Genomic DNA, 20,002 nt, shown 5'->3' with positions numbered 1-20,002 from the left:
CTTGGCGCGGTGCTTCGGCTAGCGAGGTGGGATGGAAGAAGCATTGCGTGCGCCCCAGTCCGCCGAACCGGATGCCGAGATCGCGCTCGGCCGGCTGGGCGATTTCGTCGGTTTCCGGCTGCGCCGCATCCAGAACCAGCTCTCGCGCGAATTCGCGCAGGTCACCGATCGCTACCAGCTGCGGCAGGGGCTGTTCTCCGCGCTCGCGATCATCTCGGCCAATCCAGGCCTGTCGCAGATCATGCTGGCGCGCGAAGTCGGTCTCGACAAATCCATGGCGGTGATGGTCGTCGACGAGCTGGAACAGCGCGGCTGGGCGGAACGCCGCCGCTCCCCCACCGATCGCCGCCGCCACGCGCTCTACACGACCGAGGCGGGCGAGGCGTGGCTGGCGGAGATGTTCGCGGCGCTCGAGGTGGTCGAGCACGACGTGCTCGACGCCCTGGGCGAGGGGGATCGCAAGCTCCTGACCGCGATCCTCGACCGCGTCTACAAGGCCTGTTTCCGCGGCTGATCCCGCCCGCTCGTCCACCGGTCAGAACCGCTTGCGCAGCGTCACCGCCACCTCGCGCCCGACCGGATTGGCCGCCGTCGCGTCATAGCCGCCGCTGCCGTTCACCGTCGGCGCGAAGTCGAGGAAGGGCGGCTTGCGGTCGAAAAGGTTGAGCGCGTCGAACGACAGGCTGAACCCGCCGTCGAAGAAGCCCTGCGGCTCGGCATCGCCGATGTTGAAGGTCACGCCCAGGTCGAATGTCGTGTAGCTGTCCACCTTCTGCACCCCGTTATTGGGCAAGGTGTTGTTGTCGTAGCCGCCGACATGGTTGACCGTCAGCCGCGTATTCACCCCGTCATACAGCCAGTTGAGGCTGCCCCGGCCCTTGAAGGTCAGCGGATTGAACACGGTATTGCGCCGGTCGATCAGCGTGCCGCTGGGCGTGATCGCGGCCAGGTAGCGCGTCAGGTAGGTGGCGTTGGCGTTCAGCGTGAAGATGCCCGCCTTCTCCGTCTCCAGCGTATAGCTGCCGACCAGATCGATCCCGCTCGTCTCCGACCGGCCCAGATTCTGAGTGCGGCCGTCGATGAACAGCACCGGATTGGCGGGCAGCACGCCGCGCGCGACGGTGATGCCGGAGGCGAGCAGCTCGCGGATCCGCGCCGCCGCGTCCGCCCCGCGCAGGATCACGCCGGTCCCGGCGAACTGCGCCTCGCGGCTCAGGATCGCCAGATCGCCCAGATAGCTGTCGACCTGCCCGGTATATTTGACGTTCCAATAGGTGAGGCTGAGCCGCAGGTTGCGCGTCGGCTCCCAGTCCGCGCCCGCCGACCAGGTCTTCGCCTCCTCCGGCCGCAGCCCGGTATTGCCGCCGGACAGCGCCGCGCCCTGGACGATCGTGCCGCCCAGCGTCGGATCGGCATAAGGCTGGACGAAGATGTTCGAGCTGTTGCCGTAGATCTGCGAGAAGAGCGGCGCGCGGAACGAGGTGCCGTAGCTGCCGCGCACCGTCAGCCCGCGGAAGGGCGACCAGTTGATGCCGAACTTGGGATTCGTCGTGTCGCCGACATCGCTGTACTTGTCGTAGCGGACCGCCGCGCTCAGCTCGAGCCGGCGCAGGCCCGGAATGGCGTTGCCGGTGCCGAAGATCGGCACGAACAGCTCGGCATAGCCCGAATCCACCTTGCGCGCATAGTTGCGAAAGGTGAGCGGCGTCGACGGCGCGCCGCGCTGGATGCCGAGCGCCACCTCCAGCTCCTGCCGCTCATAGCCCGCGGCCAGCTTCACCCCGCCGCCCGGCAGGTCGAACAGCGTGCCGTTGATCGTCGCCTCCGCGCCGGTGAAGCGGTTGAGCGTCGGCGCGTTGAACACCTGGTCGTTGATCGCCGCCAGCACCGCGGCGGAGGTGCGGCCGAGGCCATAGGGGTCGAAGGCGGTGGCCGGGTTGCTGCTCGCCAGCGCCGCGTTCAGCGCAGGCGTGTTGATGCCGTTGGGCGTGTTCGACGTATCGTCGTTGCGGCCGTAGATGATCTGGCCCTGCACCTCCCAGCTGCCGAACTTGGCGCGCAGGCCGCCCGCGCCCTGCCAGCTGCGGGTCGAGCCAAAGGAGATGTTGTTGGGCAGCTCGTCGAGCCGGATTTGCACCGACTCCGCATCGGTCGTCCCGGCCGGGCGGACGAAGAAGGCGTTGGTCGACGGTACCGTCACCGTCGCGCCGGTATAGCCGTTGTTGCGGCGGAAGCGACGGTTGGAGAAATAGCCGTCGCCGAACGCATCCAGCCAGTCGGTCAGATGGACGGTGAAGGTCGCGTTGACGCTGTCGTAGCGCGTTTCCGGGAACAGGTCCTGCCCGGTGAAGCCCTCGCAGCGATTGACGGTGTTCGGCACCAGCGCGGCGGCATTGGCGGCGGTGACGCCGCCCGCGGGGATCGCGTAGTTGACCCCGCCGACCGTCAGCGTGCCGGGATTGCACTGGGTGGTGCGGAAGTCGCGCCCGCCGAAGCGGCGCTGGTCGCTGGTGAAGAAGTCGCGATCGTCGCCCGACAGGTTGCTGCGGAAGACATGCTCATAGGCGACCATCACCTGGCCCCAGTCGCCGGTCTTGCCGCCCGCGATGCCGAACTGGCTCTCGTGGAAGTCGCGCGCCACGCCCATCCGCGCGATCGTCTCGATCCCGTTGAGGTTGCGGCGCGGGATCAGGTTGACGACGCCAGCGATTGCGTCCGAGCCATAGACGGCCGAGGCACCGTCGGCGACCACCTCGACCCGCTCCAGCCCCAGCGACGGGATGATCGAGGGATCGACCGAGCGGCTGTTGTTCACCACCCGGTGTCCGTCGAGGATGGTCAGCGTGGCATAGGGGCCGATACCGCGGATGTTGATCGCGTTGCCGAAGGTAATGTTGCTGTTGCCGCCCGACTGGCCGCGCGAGTTTTCGGAAGTGCCGAGGTCGAAGACCTGCGGGATCTCCTTGATCAGGCGGTCGGTCGTCACCGCGCCGGACGCCTGGATCGCCGAGCGGTCGATCGCGATCACGCTCGACCCCACCGGTGCGGCGCCGCGGATGCGGCTGCCGGTGATGACGATATCGGCATCGGTCACGTCCTCGCCGCCCACCGTCACCGGGCCGGCGGTCGCCGCCGGCGTCTGGACCGAGGCGGGGGCGTCGGGCCTCGCCTGTTGCGAGCTGGCGGGCTCGGGATCGGTCTGCGCGGCGGCGGCACCGGCCGAAAGGATGACGGCCAGCAGCGCGCTGGTCGAGAGGAGCAGGCGGCGGCGAAGATGGCTGTCCATGGTCATGTCCTCAAGGCGAAAGCGGGCGCGGGGTCAGCGGAAGCGGACGGGCGCGGTGAAGGGGATGGCGATGTGCGAGGGCGCGCCGCCGAACACGGTGATCGTCGGCGCGAGCGTGTCGCGGATTGCGGCGAGGTTGCGCTGGCGCGGATCGGCGCCGGTGATCGTCACGCGCAGCCGGTGGCCGGCGGGCACGGTATAGGCGCGCGGCGACAGGGCGAAGGACAGGGTCTCGGCCCGGCCCGGCACCGCCGGCGCGACATCGGCCTTCAGCCCCGAATGATAGGGCAGGCCGAGATGGTCGTAGGGCGCCTTGCCCGTCTTGCGATGGCTGAAGGCGAGCCGGCCGAAGGCGAGCATCGTCACCTTGCCCGCCGGATCGACCTCTTCCAGATAGCCGAACAGATTGGCGTCGCGCCCGTCGATCGCGGCGCGGACGGTCAGCACCGGATAGCCCTCGATCGCCGCGTCGGCGGCCAGCGGCCGGCTGGTATAGGTCACGCCCTTGCCGTCGAGCGCGCTCGGCCAGAACTGGAAATAGTCCTTGGTCGCGACACTGTAATCGACCTTGAAGGGGTGCGTGCCGGCGCGCGGTGCGGTCGCGGCGAGACTGCCGCGATCGAAGGCCGCCGGCGCGTCGTTGGGGGCGGCCGACAGGAAGAGGGTGGTGCGCGCGATCCCCGCGCCGGGCAGCGTCGCGCGGTGCACCATCGTGCCGCCCTGACCCTCTTCGCGCCACCACGCATAGCGCGGCTCGCGCTCGATGCCGTTGTCGATCCCTTTGAGATAATGGTCGAAGAAGCGACGCTGCTCGCCGACGATGTCGAACACCTTGGGCGGCTCGCAATGGCTGCCCGGGCCGACGATCAGCTTGGCGTCGAGGTTCGCCGCCGCCTGGATGATCTGCTCGGTCGGCTCGTCGTTCCAGTTGCCCCAGACATACCAGGCGAGCTGCGGGCTGCGCAGCCTGGCGAGGTGGGTATAGGGGCCGACCTCTTCCCAGAAGCGCGTGCCGGTCAGCGGCGACACGCTGTCGCGATAGGGCATCCCCGCCCAGAGCGGCGCCATCGGCGTGTTGCGCGCATGTTCGGCCACCGCCGCCTTGAGCAGCGCACCGCCGCGATCGGCATCGACCGGCACGCTGGCGAGATCGACGTCGAGCGGCTCGTCGGGCCGGGTATTGAACTGCGCGGTGATGCCGCCGTTGCGGACGAAGGCATATTTGTCGAGGTCGGTCGCTGCGGCGAACACCGCCTTCAGCGCCGGGGGCAGGGTGCCCGCGACCAGCATCGCGCTGCCGCCCAGATAGGAGCAGCCGGTGATCCCGACCTTGCCCGTCGTATAGGGCCGGGCGGCGAGCCACTGGACGATGTCGTACCCGTCGCGCGCCTCCGTCTGGTCGAGAAACCCGCGCCGCGCGCCGAAGGACGCACCCTTGCCGCGCACGTCGGCGGTGGCGACGACATAGCCCGCATGGACGAGGCCGCGCAGGCCGAAGGTGGTCGAGTCGATCAGGTCGACGACCTCGCCGTCCTTGTAATAGCGCGCGCGATAGGGGGTGAAGGCGAAGACGACCGGATAGCGGCCCTCGCGCGCCCGCCCGTTCTCGGCGGGACGGTAGATGTTGACCGCCAGCCGCGTTCCGTCGCGCACCGGCAGGTAGATGGACGAGCGCACGACGCCCGGATCGTCTGCGACCGCGCTATGGACATCGTTCTGCGCAGGGGCCGCGGTATCGACCGTCACCAGCGCCAGCGCCGCTGCGCCGAGCACGGCCTGCCGGAATGCAAAGCGACGGGTCGCCATGATCCTCTCCTCGAATCAACGTCATGCCGCTTCTTCGAGCGGCTTTGATGGGTGTAATCCCATTCAGTCGTACTTTACAACTGTTGTAGAAAAAAACATTCTTTTGGTTAGAGACGCCGGGTGGCGAATGTTCCACGTGGAACAATTGAGGAACGATTAGCGGCGCGTCGGCTGCTGGTCGCATCCGAGAGGAGCCCCGTGATCCCCGCGCAGGCGAGACCTCTGCGAAAGTCCCAGCGATCAACACCTCTCGTCCACCCCGGCGAAGGCCGGGGTCCAGCTGGGTGAAGCTTTGCAGTAACTTACGGCCGCCTCCCAACTGGACCACGGCCTTCGCCGGGGTGGACGAAGGACTTTCGCAGAGGTCATGCGAAGGCGGGGATCCATAACCGCTGACGTTTGCGCGTTATCCGGCACGCTTTCGCGCGTCTGGATCCCCGCCTGCGCGAGACCTCTGCGAAAGTCACCCCGTCATGCCGGACTTGTTCCGGCATCCACCGCGCCACAAGCGCACACGCCTTTGATTTTTTCCGGAACCGTAGATGCCGGAACAAGTCCGGCGTGACGATTGGAAGATGCTACCGCCGCGACTTTCGCAGAGGTCTCGTCTGCACGGGTTGACGGAAGACAGGCCTAACCGCCAATGTTCCACGTGGAACATTCCGCGAACAAAAAAATGGGCCGCGGTCGTCGGGCGACCGCGGCAGGAGGGGGCTCGGAAAATGGGTGCTCGGCGATCGGATCAGAATTTGAACCGGACGCCCGCGCGATAGACGCGGCCGATCTGGTCGTAGAGCGCCGGGTTGTTGAAGATCGTCGACTTGGCGGGATCGCGGTCGAAGACGTTGTCCACCTTGGCATAGGCGGTGATCTGGTCGGTCAGGTTCACCGTGCCGCCCAGGTCGAGATAGAAGGCGCCCGGCAGGAAGTTCCGGTCGATCGTCGGCCGCTGCGAGGTCGAGGCGGGGCAGGTGCCCGGCTGGCAGACGACATACTGGTTGCCCAGATTGCCGTCGCTGAACCAGCGCTCCTGCACGAACAGCGAGAACTGGTCGTTGGCATAGGTCTGGATCGCCAGCCACTTCCAGTCGGGGGTGGCGCCCAGATTGACCCCGGCGGTGTCGTTGGGCAGCGTTCCCGGCAGGCCCGTATCGGTGACGTACTTGATGACATGGGTCGCCAGCGCCCGCAGCGTCAGCGTGCCGGGCAGGCCCAGCGGACGCTGCCAGCGATAGCTCGCCTCGATATCGAAGCCGCGCGTGTCGATCTCGGCGAGGTTGAAGGCCTGGACGTTGATGAAGTTGGGGCCGGCGCTGTTGTTGAGGTTGAAGGCGCTGCACGTCTCCGGCAGTACGTTCTGGAAGCAGAGCTGGACGATATCCGCCGCCGCGATGCTGCTGATCACGCTTTTGATCTTGAGCGAGTAATAGTCGAACGAGATGTTCAGCCCCGGCAGCCAGGCGGGATTGGCCAGCGCGATGCCCGCCGTGGTGTTGCGGGCGATCTCCGGGCGCAGCGCGGTGTTGCCGATGCTGTTCTGGATCGCCAGCACGTTGGTGTTGCGGAACGGGTCGAAGAAATTGGGCAGGGTGGTGGTGACCGGCGCCGCGAACAGCTCCGACAGGTTGGGCGCGCGCACGTCGCGCGAGGTCACGCCGCGGACGCGGAAGCCTTCGATCGGCAGGTCCCAGGTGCCGCCGACCTTCCACGCCCAGACGGTGCCCGAAGTGCTGTAGTCGGTCACGCGCGCGGCGCCGTTGATGTTGGCGCGGCCGATCGCCTCCGAGTCCCAGATCGGCAGGTTCGCCTCGAAGAACGCTTCCTTGACGCTGTAGGCGCCCTGGCCGTTCTTGTAGTTGCCGGCATACCAGTTGTTGCCGCCGGTCAGCAGCACCGGGTCGGCGGGATAGTCGCCGCCCGCCGGCGAGGCGGCGAAGCCGGCGCCATAGGGATCGGCACGGACGCGGTAATATTCGTGGCGGAACTCGCCGCCGAACGCGATCGCGAGCGGCCCGGCCCACAGGTCGACCGGCGAACCGGAAAAGTTGAGGCTGACTACGTCCTGGGTCTGGCGGGTCCGCTGGAAGGGCCCGGCCTCCGGCATGATGTAGCGCAGCGCCGCTTCCGACGGATTGCCGCCGAAAATGTTGAGCGGCTGGCATCCGGCGGCGCGCGCGGTGGTGTTGCGGCAGACCACGACGCCGTTGACCGTCACCGCGTCGATCGCCTGGTTGAAGCGGTTGCTCAGCAGGATGTTGTCGACGTCGATATCGGTATAGTTGGTGCCGTGCTGATAGTAGATGTCGTAGGTCCAGTCGGTTCCCGCGACCGGCAGCCGGCCCTTGGCCCCCGCGACGAAGCGATACTGGCGGCGATCGGTGTGCACCTTCGTGTTGCCCAGCGCCGCGTTGCTGGTGCCGTACTGGAAGCTGGTGATGCCGGCATTGGTGCAGGCCGTCTGGATGCTTTGCGGCACGAAGGGGTTGCTGCACTGGATGGTCAGGCCGGGGCGGTTCTGGCCGTTGACCGGCTGGTTGCTGGTCTTCACCTGCCCGATATTGACCGTGCCGTAGATCTCGCCGTCCGGCATGAACTCGTAGCCGATGCGGCCATAGCTGTTGATCCGCTCGATGCTCGACTTGAGCGAGCGGCCGGCATCGACATTGCCCGACAGGTCGCCGCCCAGGCAGAAGCCGGGATAGCAGCCGGTGACCGCGCCGGTGCCGTTGCGGGTCGGTACCCCGTTCGAGCCGTACTGGAACTGGAACGGCACGCCGTTCTGGTCGAAGGCGGTGCCCTGCAGCGGGCCGTTGGTGATCAGCCCGTATTTGGCGAAGGTGATCGACTGGGCATAGTCGCGCAGTAGATATTGCGGCGACCCGTCGTTGAGGACGCCGCGGTTGATCAGCGTCGTCTGCTTGAACCAGTCGCGGCCGTTGGCAAGGCCGATGCCGAACTCGCCGCCGCCGATGCCGGCCTCGTTGTCATATTCGGTGCTGACGACGACATGGAGCTTGTCGTCGAGGAAGCTGTCGCCCGCGGCGAGCTGGACCAGCACCTGCGCGTCGTCGCCATAGGTGGTGATGCCGCCCTGGACGTTGCCCTTGATCCCCTTGAACCGGCTGTCGGTGATGAAGTTGACCACGCCGCCGACCGCGTCCGAACCGTAGCTGGCCGAGGCGCCGCCATTGACCACGTCGACGCGGGTGACGAGCAGCTGCGGGAACAGGCTGATGTCGGGCACGCCGGTGACGTTGGCGCCGACGACGCGCTGGCCGTCGAGCAGGGTCAGCGTGCGGATCGCGCCGACGCCGCGCAGCGAGAAGGAGCTGAGGCCCTGCTGCCCGCTCGAGGTGCTGAAGGTGTTGACCTGCGTGCCCGACGACCCCTGGAGCGAGGGCAGCTGGGCGATGGTGGTGAAGATGTTCGGCTGGGCGTTCGCCGCGATGTCCTCGGCCCCGACCACGGTGGTCGGCGTGGGAGCGTTGAAGCCGCTGACCGCGATGCGCGATCCGGTGACGACGATCTCCCGCTGGCTGTCGTCGTCCGGGGTAGTGCCGGCCTGCTGGAGCGTCTCGGCCGGCTGCGCCTGGGTCGGCGTGGTGCCGACCGGCGGGATCGGGCCGGGCGCGCTGGCGTCGGCGGGCGGCAGCTGCGCCAGCGCGGTCAGCGGCGCGGTACAGGCGGCGAGCCCGATCGCCCAGGCCGATGCCGTGCGGAGCAGCGTGCGGCGACCATCGGCCGCGGCAGTCGAAACACTTGCCATATCCTCTTCCCCTCTTCGTCGATTTATCGTTGCGATCGGGCGCTGCAGACCGGCGGGCCTGTACCGCCGGGTTCGACAACTTGCTGCAGCGCAACTTGTTAACGTGAACAATTTTGTAGGAGCGGAAGAATTGAGTGTCAATATAGGACTATATGGACTAGCCACTGTCATATGAGGCGACACGAACCGCTGGAAACCGCCGATCGGCGCCGGACGGGCGATGTTCGACCATCGTCCATCTGTTCACGTTAACGAGAGCGTGAGAGAAGAGCGCGCATGACGCGATTCGGCATTCCCCGGCTGCGCTGGACGATCATCGCCCTGTTCGTCGGCGCGATGGTGATCAACTATCTGGCGCGGGCGGTGCTGGGGGTGGCGGCGCCCGTGATCCTGACCGAGCAGCATATCAGCAGCGAGCAATATGGCTGGATCACCGGCGCCTTCCAGGTCGGCGTGATGTTCCAGCCGCTGGCGGGCTATCTGCTCGACGGCATGGGGCTGCGGCTGGGCTTCGCGCTGTTCGCCATGGCCTGGTCGGCGATCACCATGGCGCATGTCTTCGCCAGCGGCTGGCTGGGCTTCGCCGCGCTGCGCGGCGCGCTCGGCGTCGCCGAAGGCTCGGCGCAGCCCGCCGGGCAGAAGCTGGTCGCCGAATGGTTTCCGGCGCGCGAGCGCGGGGTCGCGGGCGGCATCTACAATATCGGTGCCTCGTTCGGGGCGGTGTTCGCCCCGCCACTGGTCGCCTGGGCGGTGATGACCCAGAGCTGGCGGCTTGCCTTCCTGGTCGCGGGCGCGCTGGGCCTCGCCTGGTCGCTGGTCTGGCTGTTCTTCTACGACAGCCCGGCGCGCCACCGCCGCATCCGGCCCGAGGAGCGCGCGCATATCGCGGCGGGGCAGGAGGTGCGGCTGGCGGCGGAGGGTCGCGCGTCGATCCCCGCGCTGCTCCGCCGCCGCGACCTGTGGGGAATCGCGCTGCCGCGGCTGCTCGCCGACCCGGTCTGGGGCATGCTGTCCTTCTGGATGCCGCTCTATCTGGCGCGGCAGCGGGGCTTCGACCTGACCCAGATCGCGCTGTTCGCCTGGCTCCCCTTTCTGGCGGCGGATCTGGGCTGCCTGTTCGGGCCGGCGATCGCCGCCTTCCTCCAGCGGCGCGGCGTGTCGCTGATCGATGCGCGGCGGAGCGCGTTCACGCTCGGCGCGGTGATGATGACCGGCATGGCGTTCGTCGGCGCGGTCGAAAGCCCCTATGCCGCCGTCGCGCTGCTGTGCCTGGGCGGTTTCGCGCACCAGACGCTGTCGGTGACGGTGATCACCATGGCTTCCGACCTGTTCCGCCGCAACGAGGTCGCGACCGCGGCGGGCATGGCGGGGTTCGCCGGCAATCTGGGCGTGCTCGTCTTCTCGCTGCTGCTCGGCGGCCTGGTCGATCAGGTCGGCTATACGCCCTTCTTCATCCTGCTCGGGCTGCTCGATCTGATCGGCGCGGCGCTTCTCTGGACCCTGGTACGCAAACCTCGATGACGCGAATTCCGAACCCGATCCTGCGCGGCTTCAATCCCGACCCCTCGGTGGCGAGGGTGGGTGACGACATCTATGTCGCGACCTCCACCTTCGAATGGTATCCCGGTGTCCAGATCCATCACAGCCGCGACCTGGTGAACTGGCGGCTCGCCGCGCGCCCGCTGCGTCGGAAGAGCCAGCTCGACCTGACCGGCGCGCCCGACAGCTGCGGCGTGTGGGCGCCGGACCTGACCCATGCGGACGGTCGCTTCTGGCTGATGTATACCGACGTCAAGCGCTACGGCCAGACGACCGTCGAGGGTGCGGCCGGAGCCTCGCTGCGCGACTTCCACAATTATCTGGTCACCGCCGATCGGATCGACGGCGAATGGTCCGATCCCGTCCACCTCAACAGCAGCGGCTTCGACCCTGCGCTCTTCCACGACGAGGACGGGCGCAGCTGGCTGGTCAACATGCTGTGGGACCATCGCCCCGATCGCGGGCGCTTCGCCGGAATCGTCGCGCAGGAGTTCGACCGCGCGGCGATGCGGCTGGTCGGCGAGCGGCAGCTGATCTTCGAGGGGACGGCGCGCGGCTTCACCGAGGGGCCGCATATCTACAAGCGCGACGGCTGGTATCATCTGCTCGTCGCGGAGGGCGGGACGGGCTGGGACCATGCGGTGGTGATGGCTCGCTCGCGCTCGCTGCTGGGGCCCTATGAGGTGCATCCGGACGGAGCGGTGCTGACCGCGGCCGGCGCGCGCGAGGGGGCGCTGACCCGGACCGGCCATGGCGATCTGGTCGAGCTGGCGGACGGGACGCCGTGGCTCTTCTATCTGTGCGGGCGGCCGCTGCCCGGTCGGGGGCGCTGCGTGCTGGGGCGCGAGACGGCGGCGCAGCCGATGCGCTGGGACGCGGACGGCTGGCTCCGCACTCTCGCCGGCGACGCCCGCCCCGACCCCGATCCGCCCGCGCCCGACCTGCCGCCGGCACCCTGGCCGGATGCGGCGTGGGACGGCAGCTTCGACGCGGCGCGCCCGCTGCCGGAGCCGCTGCAATGGCTGCGCACCCCCGATGCGGACGCGCTGTTCAGCCTGGCCGCGCGACCCGGCCACCTGCGCCTGTTCGGGCGGGAGAGCATCGGCAGCCATTTCCGCCAGGCGCTGGTCGCGCGCCGTCAGCAGCATCTGCGCTATACCGCGACCACCCGGCTGGATTTCGCACCCGCCAATTTCCAGCAGGCGGCGGGTCTGGTCTGCTATTACAACAGCACGAAATTCCATTACTTCCACCTGACCGCCGAGGATGGGCGACGGGCGCTGCACATCCTGTCGGCGGACCCGGCGCGCGGCTGCACCAGCCTGTCGGTGGCGGAGGACGTGCCGGCAGGCCCGCTGGAGCTGCGCGCGCAATGCGACGGCGACACGCTCCGCTTCGCCTGGCGGACCGGCGACACGGGCGCGTGGACCGAAGCGCCGGTGGCGCTCGACGCGACCATCCTGTCCGACGAGGTGACGGTGCCGGGCCTGCCCAATTTCACGGGCACGTTCCTGGGCATGGCCTGCCAGGACATGGCGGGTGCGGGCGGCTTCGCCGACTTCGCCTGGTTCCGCTATGTAGGGGTGGAGTAGCGGCGGGGGTCAGTCGCGGGAGTTTGCCGGCGCGGCGGTCGAGTTGCGCTTGACGATGCTGTGCTCGAGCACCCGGTCGCCGCCACGGTCCGCCGCGGCGCGGCCGCGGGCGGTGGCTTCGGTCGCGACGGCGGCGAGCGCCTCGGCGGCGAGACGACGCAGCGGCTGGTGGACGGTTGTGAGCGGCGGCCAGAGCGTCACCGCCGCGGTGGTGTCGTCGAAGCCCGCCACGGTCAGCTCGCGCGGGACGTCGAGCTGCTGGCGGTGTGCGACCGAGACGATCGCGGCGGCCATGTCGTCGTTGCTGGCGAAGATCGCGGTTGGCGGGGCGGGTCCGTTGAGCAGCTGCTCGCCCGCAGCGAGGCCCGAGGCGTAGCTGAAGTCGCCCTGCGCCACCTTCACCTCCACCCCGTCCGCCTCGCGCACCGCCGCGTAGAAGCCGGCCATCCGCTCGGCGCTGGCGGCCTGATCGGGGTTGCCGATGACGAAGCCGAGCCGGCGGTGGCCGAGATCGAGCAGATGGCGTGTCATCTCATAGGCGGCGGCGCGATCGTCGATCCGCACGCAGGTCGCCTCGCCCGGCTGATAGGCGCCGACCGCCGCGATCGGCCGGCCGGTGGCGCGCAGCGCCGCCAGCACCGTGCGCGATTCGCCGAGCGGCGGCGCGAGGATGATGCCCGACAACCCCGATTCGGCGAACGCGGCGAGCGCCCCGTCGTCGGGCGGATGCCCGTCCTCGCCCTTGAGCAGGACCAGCCGCGCGCCGCGGATCGACGCCTCCTCGAACACGCCGGTCAGGAACTCGCTCATGAAGGCGGCGCTGGGATTGGAATAGACGACGCCGATCCGCAGCTCGGCCGAGGTGACGAGGCTGCGCGCGGCGGCATTGGGCGTGTAGGACAGGGCGCGGATCGCCTCCTCGACCGCGGTCCGCGTCTCCGGGCGCACGCCGCTGCGGCCGTTGATGACGCGCGACACGGTCATCGCCGACACGTTGGCGCGCCGTGCGACGTCGATGATCGTGGCACCGCGTTCCAGCCGGCCGGATCTGCCCACCCTTGTCCCTCTTCGATCGTCGTCCCGCTCTACGACGCCGCGCCTCTTTGGCAAGGCTTGGTCGCCTGGCCGGCCCTTCAGCGCAGCCGCTTGGTCTGGAGACTGAGCCGCGGATCGCGGCAGAAGCCGCAAGCGGGCCCGACGAAGCGGGCCGCGGCGTCGCGGCGACCCTTGAGCTGCCAGTCCAGCCAGGCGGTCACCACCTCCGCCGCGACGCCGCCATGCGGCTGCATATAGGTGCCGCCATGGCCGACCGGGATGTCCACCAGCGCCGCGGGCAGATGCTCGATCCGGCGATAGTCGTCGCTGCCGTTTGCATGGGCGATGTCGGTCGGCCCGCCGAGGACGTAGAGGACCGAGCCGTGAAGCCTGGCGAGCGCCGCCTTGTCCGACGGGATGCCGGGGATCGGGCTGCGGCCGTCGTTGAACATGCCGCTGTTCATGACGACGACGGTCTTCACTCGCGGATCGGGCGCGACGGCAAGCGCCTGAAGCCCGCCGCAGCTCCAACCCGACACGGCGACGGCGCGGGGATCGAGCTTGCCGCGCAAGGGACTGTCGGCGCGACGGTTCTCGCGCTCCGCCCAATCGATCGCGTCGGTGAGAAGATGCGTGGGGGTCTGCGCGGTGAGCTGGCCGTTGGCGGGCCGCTGCGGCGGGCCCGCAGTGTCTCCGGCCTTGGGGATGGTGCCCGAGGCGATGACGAGATAGCCGTGCGAGGCGATCTCGAGCAGGTGGTTGCGAGAGGCGGTGCCGTCTGCGCCGCAGCCGCCGTTGCCGAAGACGTAGAGGCCGAGCTTCCGCCCGCCCAGCCGGTTCAGATCGGCGGGGCGATAGACGACATGGTCGGGCAGGTCGGCGCGCTCCTCGTAGAGAGCCGCGTAGGCGCCGGTGCCGCGCTCCGCCTCCGGCGCAGCGGCGGCGGCGGTCGCGAGCATGATGGTGGCGGCCAGCAGCAGGGGTCGGGTCATCGCGCCTCTCCTTGGTTCGACAGATGGGTCATGCCGCATGCTCATCGCCGCGCCCGGTGGAACAGCGCGAGCGGCACCGCGTCCGCCATGGCGCGGTAGCCGGCGGCGCTGGGATGGAGATGGTCGCCCGAATCATAGGCGGCGAGCAGCCGGTCGGGGCGGGCGGGGTCGCGCAGCGCGCGGTCGAAATCGACCACCGCGTCGAACGTGCCGCTGGTGCGGATGAAGGCGTTGATCGCCTGCCGGTCCGCCTCCGTCTCTGCGCCGGGGTGATAATAGTCGCTGCCGGCGAAGGGGGTGATCGTGCCGCCGATGACCATGAGGCCATGGGCATGGGCGCGCTCCGCCATCTGGCGATAGGCGCCCGTGATCGCGGCGACCATCGCCTGGTGCTCGGCGGCGCCGACCGGATGGTCGCGGGTGAGGACGCCGAGGTCGTTCACCCCCTCCAGCACGATCACATGCGTGACGCCCGGCCGGGCGATGACGTCGCGGTCGAAGCGGGCGAGGAGATTGGGACCGAGCCCGTCGAGCAGCACGCGGTTGCCGCCGATCCCGGCATTGACCACCGACAGGCCGCGCGTCGCGGTCGCGGCGGACAGGCGGCGGGCGAGCAGGTCGGGCCAGCGGGTGTTGCTGTCGTCGACGATGCCATAGCCGTCGGTGATCGAATCGCCGATCGCGACGATCGTGCCGCGCGGCGCGGTGCCGCCCTGCACCTCGACATCGGCGAGGCTCCACCACCCCCCGATCCTGGCCGCGTCGGCGAGATCGGGGCTCGCGGTGGCGTCGCCCGCGACCAGGAAGGTCGAGGCGCGCGCGCCAGGATGGCCGGTGGGAATGGCGGCGGGCTGCGGGAAGAAGAGGCTGATCGCGAGGTCGTCGCCCGCGACCACGGGGATGGGAAGCGGATCCGAATAGGCCTCCGCCCCGGGCGCGATGACGATGCCGGGCGCTCCCGCGAACCGCAGGGCGCGGGGCGCGGCGACGGCGGCCTTGCCGGGCGTGCCGCGGGCGAGGCTGGCGGCGGCGATGCGCAGCGGCGCGTCGCCGGCGATGTTCGACAGGCGGATGCGGACGCGGGAGCCGGCGGCGGAGACATGGACGATCTGGCGGATGGTGACGGCGCCGGCCTTCGCCACCCTGTCCGCGGCAGGGCCCTCGACCCGCATCTGCGCCGCGCCCCAGGCGACCTGCCAGCCCGGCATGCGCGCGGTCGCCGCTCCGCCGAGCAGGGCGAGGGCCGCGATCGCCGCGCTTCGCCAATGCCGCATCGTCATTCCCCTCCTGCCGCCGGGCTGTTCTTGCGGTCGCTCGACTGGTAGCGTTATCAAGTCGATATAGGCCAGGCTTGTCAAGCAGAACGGCTGGCGGAGCGCTGCGGCGGCGCTAGGCTTGCCGGACCGTCGCGGCGGTGCGGGCCGGAAGGAGAGAGAGGATGATGAACCCCAGGATGTGGCCGGCGATGCTGGCCCTGTTCGCGCCCGCCACCGCGCTGGCCGCGCCGCGCTGTCCGGGCATGGTGGCGGCCTGTCCCGCCTCGACGCCGGGCGCGCTGGCGCTGCTCGCGCCGGGCCGGACCGCGACGGTGGTGGTCGATCCGGCCGACGATGCGGGGGTGCGGCGGGCGGCGGCCGATCTGGTCGCCGACCTGAAGGCGGTCGGCGGCGGCGAGGTGCGGCTGGCGGGCGCGCTGGCGGGCGGCGCGACGGTGATCGCGGGCACGCTGGGCCACAGTCCCTTGATCGACGGGCTCGTCCGCGCCGGGCGGATCGACGTGACCGGGCTCAGGGGCCAGTGGGAGGGCTATGTCGAGCAGGTGGTCGAGCGCCCCGCGCCCGGCATCGCCCGCGCGCTGGTGATCGTCGGCGCCGACCGCCGCGGCACCATCTATGGCCTGTACGACATCAGCGCCAAGGCGGGGGTGAGCCCCTGGAGCTGGTGGGCGGACGTGCCCGCGCAGAAGCACCCGACGCTGTTCCTGACCGCGGGCCGCGTCGCCGACAAGCCGGTGGTCCGCTATCGCGGCATCTTCATCAACGACGAGGAGCCGGCCTTTGGCGGCTGGGCGCGGGCGACCTTCGGCGGGATCAACCATCGCGCCTATGAGAAGGTCTTCACGCTGCTGCTGCGGTCGAGGGCCAATTTCCTGTGGCCCGCCATGTGGGGCAAGTCGCTGTGGGACGACGATCCCGCCACCGCGCCGCTGGCGCGCGAGATGGGGGTGATCCTGGGCACCTCGCACCACGAGCCGATGGAACGCGCGCAGGTCGAATGGGCGCGGACCAAGGGCGGCAAATGGGACTATACCGCCAATCGCGACCGGCTGCGGGCGTTCTGGCGGGGCGGGATCGAGCGGCGCGGCGAGTCCGAGAATCTCGTCACGGTCGGCATGCGCGGCGACGGCGACGAGCCCATGACCGAGGGGACGGCGATCGACCTGCTCCAGCGGATCGTCGCCGACCAGCGCGGCATCATCGCCGACGTCACCCGCCAGCCGGCCGAGCGCACGCCGCAGGTCTGGGCGCTCTACAAGGAAGTGCAGGACTATTACGACAAGGGGATGCGCGTTCCCGACGACGTGACGCTGCTCTTCTCCGACGATAACTGGGGGAACATTCGCCGCCTGCCGGTGCCGGGCCAGCGGCGCGCTGGCGGCTATGGCGTCTATTACCACTTCGACTATGTCGGCGACCCGCGCAACTACAAGTGGCTCGACACCAACGCGATGCCGCGCGTGTGGCAGCAGATGACGATGGCGCGGCAGTTCGGCGCGGACCGGCTGTGGATCGTCAATGTCGGCGACCTGAAGCCGATGGAATATCCGATCAGCTTCTTCCTGGCGATGGCGTGGAACCCCGACCGGATGGACCTGGCGGCGATGCAGGCCTTTCCGGCGCGCTGGGCGGCGCAGCAGTTCGGCCCGGCGGACGCATCGGCGATCGGCGCGCTGCTGACGCGCTACGGCCAACTCGCCAGCCGGCGCAAGCCCGAGCTGATCGATGCCGACACCTATGGCGTGGCGAACGGCGAATGGGCGCGGGTGGTGGGCGCATGGACCGCGCTCGACACCGATGCGCGACGGCTGGGCGCGCGCATCCCGGCCGCGTCGCGCGATGCCTGGTACCAGCTGGTGCAGCACCGGATCGAGGCGATGACCAACCTCCACCGGCTCTACGCGGCGGTCGCCGCCAATCGCGCGGCGGCCCGGGCGGGCGATGCGGCGGAAACGTCGCGGCAGGCGGCGCTGGCGCGACGCTATTATGCCGAGGATGGCGCGATCCGCCGCCGGTACGAGGTGGACACGGCGGGTGGCAAATGGGCCGGAATGATGGCGCAGACGCATATCGGCTATACCGGCTGGCAGCAGCCCGATGCCGATGCCATGCCGGCGCTCGCCACGGTGGCGCGGCCGCTGCCGGCCGGCCCTGCGCAAGCGGCGCCGCCGCGCGCGACCATCGCGGCGGATGCCGGACGCGCGGTGGATGGCGGCGGCGTGCGCTGGCAGCGGGTCGCCGGCTTCACCGCGAACGGTGCGGCGATGATCGCGACGCCGGCCAGCGCCGCGCCGGTCGAGCGGCCGGGCGGGGCGAGCCCGCGGATCGTCTACGACGTCACCCTGCCGACGGCCGGCCCGGTGACCGTCGGGGTGGTCGCGGCGCCCGGCCTCGACGTGCGGGGGACAGGCCGGCACCGGCTGGCGCTGTCGATCGACGACGGCGCGCCGGTCATGCTCGACCTGATGGCGGGCGAGACCGCCGCCAGCTGGGGCAGGGCGGTCGCGGACAACCGGCGGACGGGCCGCGTGATCCTGCCGGCGACGCGGGCGGGGCGGCACCGCCTGTCGCTATGGCTGGTCGATCCGGAGGTCGTGGTGGAGGCGGTGACGCTGGGATAGGTGCGAGCGATTGCCGGCTCGCCGCCCTGGTGGCGAGGATGCCGGAACACGTCCGGGATGACGAGTGGAAGGTTGCCGTCGCGATTTTCGAGAAGGTCTCGCCTTCGCCGGGACGACGTTCGGTTCAGTTTTGGTGGCTCACAATCTAGCGCCCCCCTCTGAGCATGCGCATCGCATGGGCGCGCAGCGTCGCGAGGTTGCCGGGGATCGCGGCGAGGATGCCGTGGCGCTCGGGCGGCAGGTGGTCCAGCGGATGGCGATCCGGGCGGAAGGCATAATGGTCGAACCAGGCCTGCCACGCGCGGCGCTCGGGCAGCGGGCGTTCGGCGATCGCGGCCATCGCCAGCAGCAGCGTCGCGAAGGGCTGGTCGGGCCCGGTGGGGAAGGCATCCCACCAATAGTTGATCAGCAGGTTGAGCGGCGCGGTCGCCTCCACCCGGTGCCACCAGAGTTTGGGCAGGTAGAGCGCGTCGCCGGGGCCGAGATCGGCGACGATCGCCTGCTCGCGCCAGCGCTCGAAGCGCGGATAGCGGGGGTCGCCGGGAGCGCTGTCGGCCGCGAGCGAGACGGGCTGGCCGGCCATGGTGTGGTCGATCGGGCCGACATAGAGGTCGCCGATCGCCTCGGGCGGATAGAGGGTGAAGCGCCGCTGCCCGGCGACGACGCAGGCGATGTTGTCGAGCGTGTCGTAATGGCAGGCGACGGTCGAGCCGTGGCCGATCCATAGCCGCGGCGCGACCCCCGCCGGCACCGCTGCGAGCGGGTTCGCCGCCGCCAGCCCGGGCAGGAAGGCGTTGGTGGGCAGCGAGCCGGCATAGATGCTCGGCGCACCGGGCTGGCCGGCGGTGCGGCCGATCCGATCGAGTGCGGCGGCGAGCGGCATCGTCTCGCGCGTGAAGTTGAAGCCCGACAGATCGTCCGAATAGTGATAGCGGCCGGCGATCGCGGGCGCGCCGACAAAGGCACCGATCTCGGTCTGTGCCGCGAACCCCGTCAGATAGGCGATCAGCGCGTCATGACCCTGTGCCGCGGCCTGCGCCATCGGCCAGTCGGCGATCGCGCCGCGCAGGATGACCGGCCGGCACGGCTCGGCGATCTCGCGGCGGAACTGCTCCGCCGAGGCGAGCGCGGAGCGGTCGGCCTCGGCGGGACGCAGCGTCATGCGGGCAGGCCGGCGAGCCGGTCGTTGCGGCGGCGTGCGAGCGTCGGAATATGGTGGAGCGAGCCGGTCTGCGCATAGGCGATCTGGAGATCGCCGGCGCGGAACAGCTCGACCACCACGGCATCGGGCAGCGCATGGAGCGCGTCGAGGCTGATTGTATAGAGCGCCTCCAGCCGCAGCCGCTCGCCATCGTCGAACTGGAAGCTGAGGTCGATCGGCTCGATCAGACCATGGGCCATGAAGCGGTCGAGCAGCGTATCGGTCTCGGGCAGGCCCTTGTGCAGGCGGCGCAGGGCGGCCTGGACGCGGTGGAGGGCGGGGGCGGGTTCGCCGTCCATGTCGAAGACCGGATCGCTCTCGCCGGCGCCGGCGAAGGCGGCATGGGCAGGATCGATTGCGATATTCTCGCCCGAGACGAAGAAGCCCTGCCGCTCGAGATCAGCGGGTCGGTAGGGCAGGCGGCCGTCGCTGCCGAGCGCGTGATTCTCGCCCGGCTTCAGGCCCATGACCGCGCCGGCATAGAGCGCGCCGGTATCGGGATGGCGCGTGAAGAGCACCGGATAGTGGAGCGCGGCCGGCACGATCTCGTCAGCGACCAGCTGGACGAAGTGGCGGGTCGCATCGCCTGCTGCCGAGACGCGCAGGCCTGCGTGGCGCTGGCGGTCCAGCAGTTCCCATTGCTCCATCGAGATCCTCTCCTGCCGTCATGTTCGGGTGTGATCGCAATCACCTCAAGCCCGTTCGGACCCGTGTGAGAAGGCGGCCTTATCCGCTTCCCGCATGTCGTCAGCATAAAATGGAAGACAGGTTTACACAAACCAGTTGTTTTAGCGCTATCATAAGCGTACCATGCATACCTATTCGGTGAGATCGACCAGGCGCAAGCGTCTGGCGACCACCCAAGAAGCCGATGCAATTTCGAGAGG

Annotated in this window: 12 protein-coding genes; 4 read left to right on the top strand and 8 right to left on the bottom strand. The window is 69.6% G+C overall.

Annotation, left to right across the window (positions count from 1 at the left end; genetic code table 11):
* The first annotated feature begins 31 nt into the window (after positions 1-31).
* Positions 32-514, top strand: a complete 483-nt coding sequence (locus tag IEX18_RS08230) for a MarR family winged helix-turn-helix transcriptional regulator (protein ID WP_188658238.1) — start codon at positions 32-34, stop codon at positions 512-514.
* Between the two features lie 21 nt (positions 515-535).
* Here the strand turns inward: IEX18_RS08230 and IEX18_RS08225 are convergent, their stop codons facing one another.
* The 3 genes from IEX18_RS08225 to IEX18_RS08215 form a co-directional block, all read right to left on the bottom strand.
* Positions 536-3,286, bottom strand: coding sequence for a TonB-dependent receptor domain-containing protein (locus IEX18_RS08225; protein WP_188658237.1), 2,751 nt, complete (start codon positions 3,284-3,286; stop codon positions 536-538).
* A gap of 33 nt (positions 3,287-3,319) precedes the next feature.
* Entirely contained in the window at positions 3,320-5,092 is a 1,773-nt protein-coding gene (locus IEX18_RS08220) for a CocE/NonD family hydrolase (protein ID WP_188658236.1), read from the bottom strand.
* Between the two features lie 742 nt (positions 5,093-5,834).
* Positions 5,835-8,858 carry a TonB-dependent receptor plug domain-containing protein gene (locus tag IEX18_RS08215; protein ID WP_229664448.1) on the bottom strand — a complete coding sequence of 1,008 codons (3,024 nt, stop codon included), beginning with the start codon at positions 8,856-8,858 and terminating at the stop codon, positions 5,835-5,837.
* A gap of 276 nt (positions 8,859-9,134) precedes the next feature.
* Between IEX18_RS08215 and IEX18_RS08210 the strand changes: the two genes are divergently transcribed.
* Both IEX18_RS08210 and IEX18_RS08205 read left to right on the top strand, forming a co-directional pair.
* A complete protein-coding gene (locus IEX18_RS08210; RefSeq protein ID WP_188658235.1) occupies positions 9,135-10,379 on the top strand; it encodes an MFS transporter in 1,245 nt (414 codons plus the stop codon).
* Positions 10,376-11,989 carry a glycoside hydrolase family 43 protein gene (locus IEX18_RS08205; RefSeq protein WP_188658234.1) on the top strand — a complete coding sequence of 538 codons (1,614 nt, stop codon included), beginning with the start codon at positions 10,376-10,378 and terminating at the stop codon, positions 11,987-11,989. Before IEX18_RS08210 ends, IEX18_RS08205 begins: the two co-directional genes overlap by 4 nt.
* Before the next feature lie 9 nt (positions 11,990-11,998).
* Here the strand turns inward: IEX18_RS08205 and IEX18_RS08200 are convergent, their stop codons facing one another.
* The 3 genes from IEX18_RS08200 to IEX18_RS08190 form a co-directional block, all read right to left on the bottom strand.
* Positions 11,999-13,045, bottom strand: a complete 1,047-nt coding sequence (locus IEX18_RS08200; RefSeq protein WP_188658233.1) for a LacI family DNA-binding transcriptional regulator — start codon at positions 13,043-13,045, stop codon at positions 11,999-12,001.
* Between the two features lie 77 nt (positions 13,046-13,122).
* The gene (locus tag IEX18_RS08195; RefSeq protein ID WP_188658232.1) at positions 13,123-14,016 is read right to left on the bottom strand and encodes an alpha/beta hydrolase; all 894 of its coding nucleotides are present in this window, start codon (positions 14,014-14,016) and stop codon (positions 13,123-13,125) included.
* A 41-nt stretch (positions 14,017-14,057) separates the two neighbouring features.
* Positions 14,058-15,296 carry an SGNH/GDSL hydrolase family protein gene (locus IEX18_RS08190; protein ID WP_229664447.1) on the bottom strand — a complete coding sequence of 413 codons (1,239 nt, stop codon included), beginning with the start codon at positions 15,294-15,296 and terminating at the stop codon, positions 14,058-14,060.
* A gap of 158 nt (positions 15,297-15,454) precedes the next feature.
* On the opposite strand from IEX18_RS08190, the gene IEX18_RS08185 reads away from it, so the two are divergent.
* Positions 15,455-17,914: a glycosyl hydrolase 115 family protein gene (locus IEX18_RS08185; RefSeq protein ID WP_229664446.1), complete on the top strand. Its 2,460-nt coding sequence runs from the start codon at positions 15,455-15,457 to the stop codon at positions 17,912-17,914.
* A 145-nt stretch (positions 17,915-18,059) separates the two neighbouring features.
* On the opposite strand, the gene IEX18_RS08180 is transcribed toward IEX18_RS08185, so the two are convergent.
* Together IEX18_RS08180 and IEX18_RS08175 are read right to left on the bottom strand one after the other, a co-directional pair.
* Positions 18,060-19,076 (bottom strand): cupin-like domain-containing protein, encoded by a 1,017-nt coding sequence (locus IEX18_RS08180; RefSeq protein ID WP_188658231.1) that lies wholly within the window; start codon positions 19,074-19,076, stop codon positions 18,060-18,062.
* Positions 19,073-19,762, bottom strand: coding sequence for a SapC family protein (locus IEX18_RS08175; protein ID WP_188658230.1), 690 nt, complete (start codon positions 19,760-19,762; stop codon positions 19,073-19,075). Before IEX18_RS08175 ends, IEX18_RS08180 begins: the two co-directional genes overlap by 4 nt.
* Positions 19,763-20,002 lie beyond the last annotated feature (240 nt).

Source organism: Sphingomonas metalli, assembly GCF_014641735.1.
Classification (GTDB): Bacteria; Pseudomonadota; Alphaproteobacteria; order Sphingomonadales; family Sphingomonadaceae; genus Sphingomonas; species Sphingomonas metalli.
The sequence above is the reverse complement of the archived record's forward strand: the minus strand, read 5'-3'. Positions and strand labels throughout refer to the sequence as shown.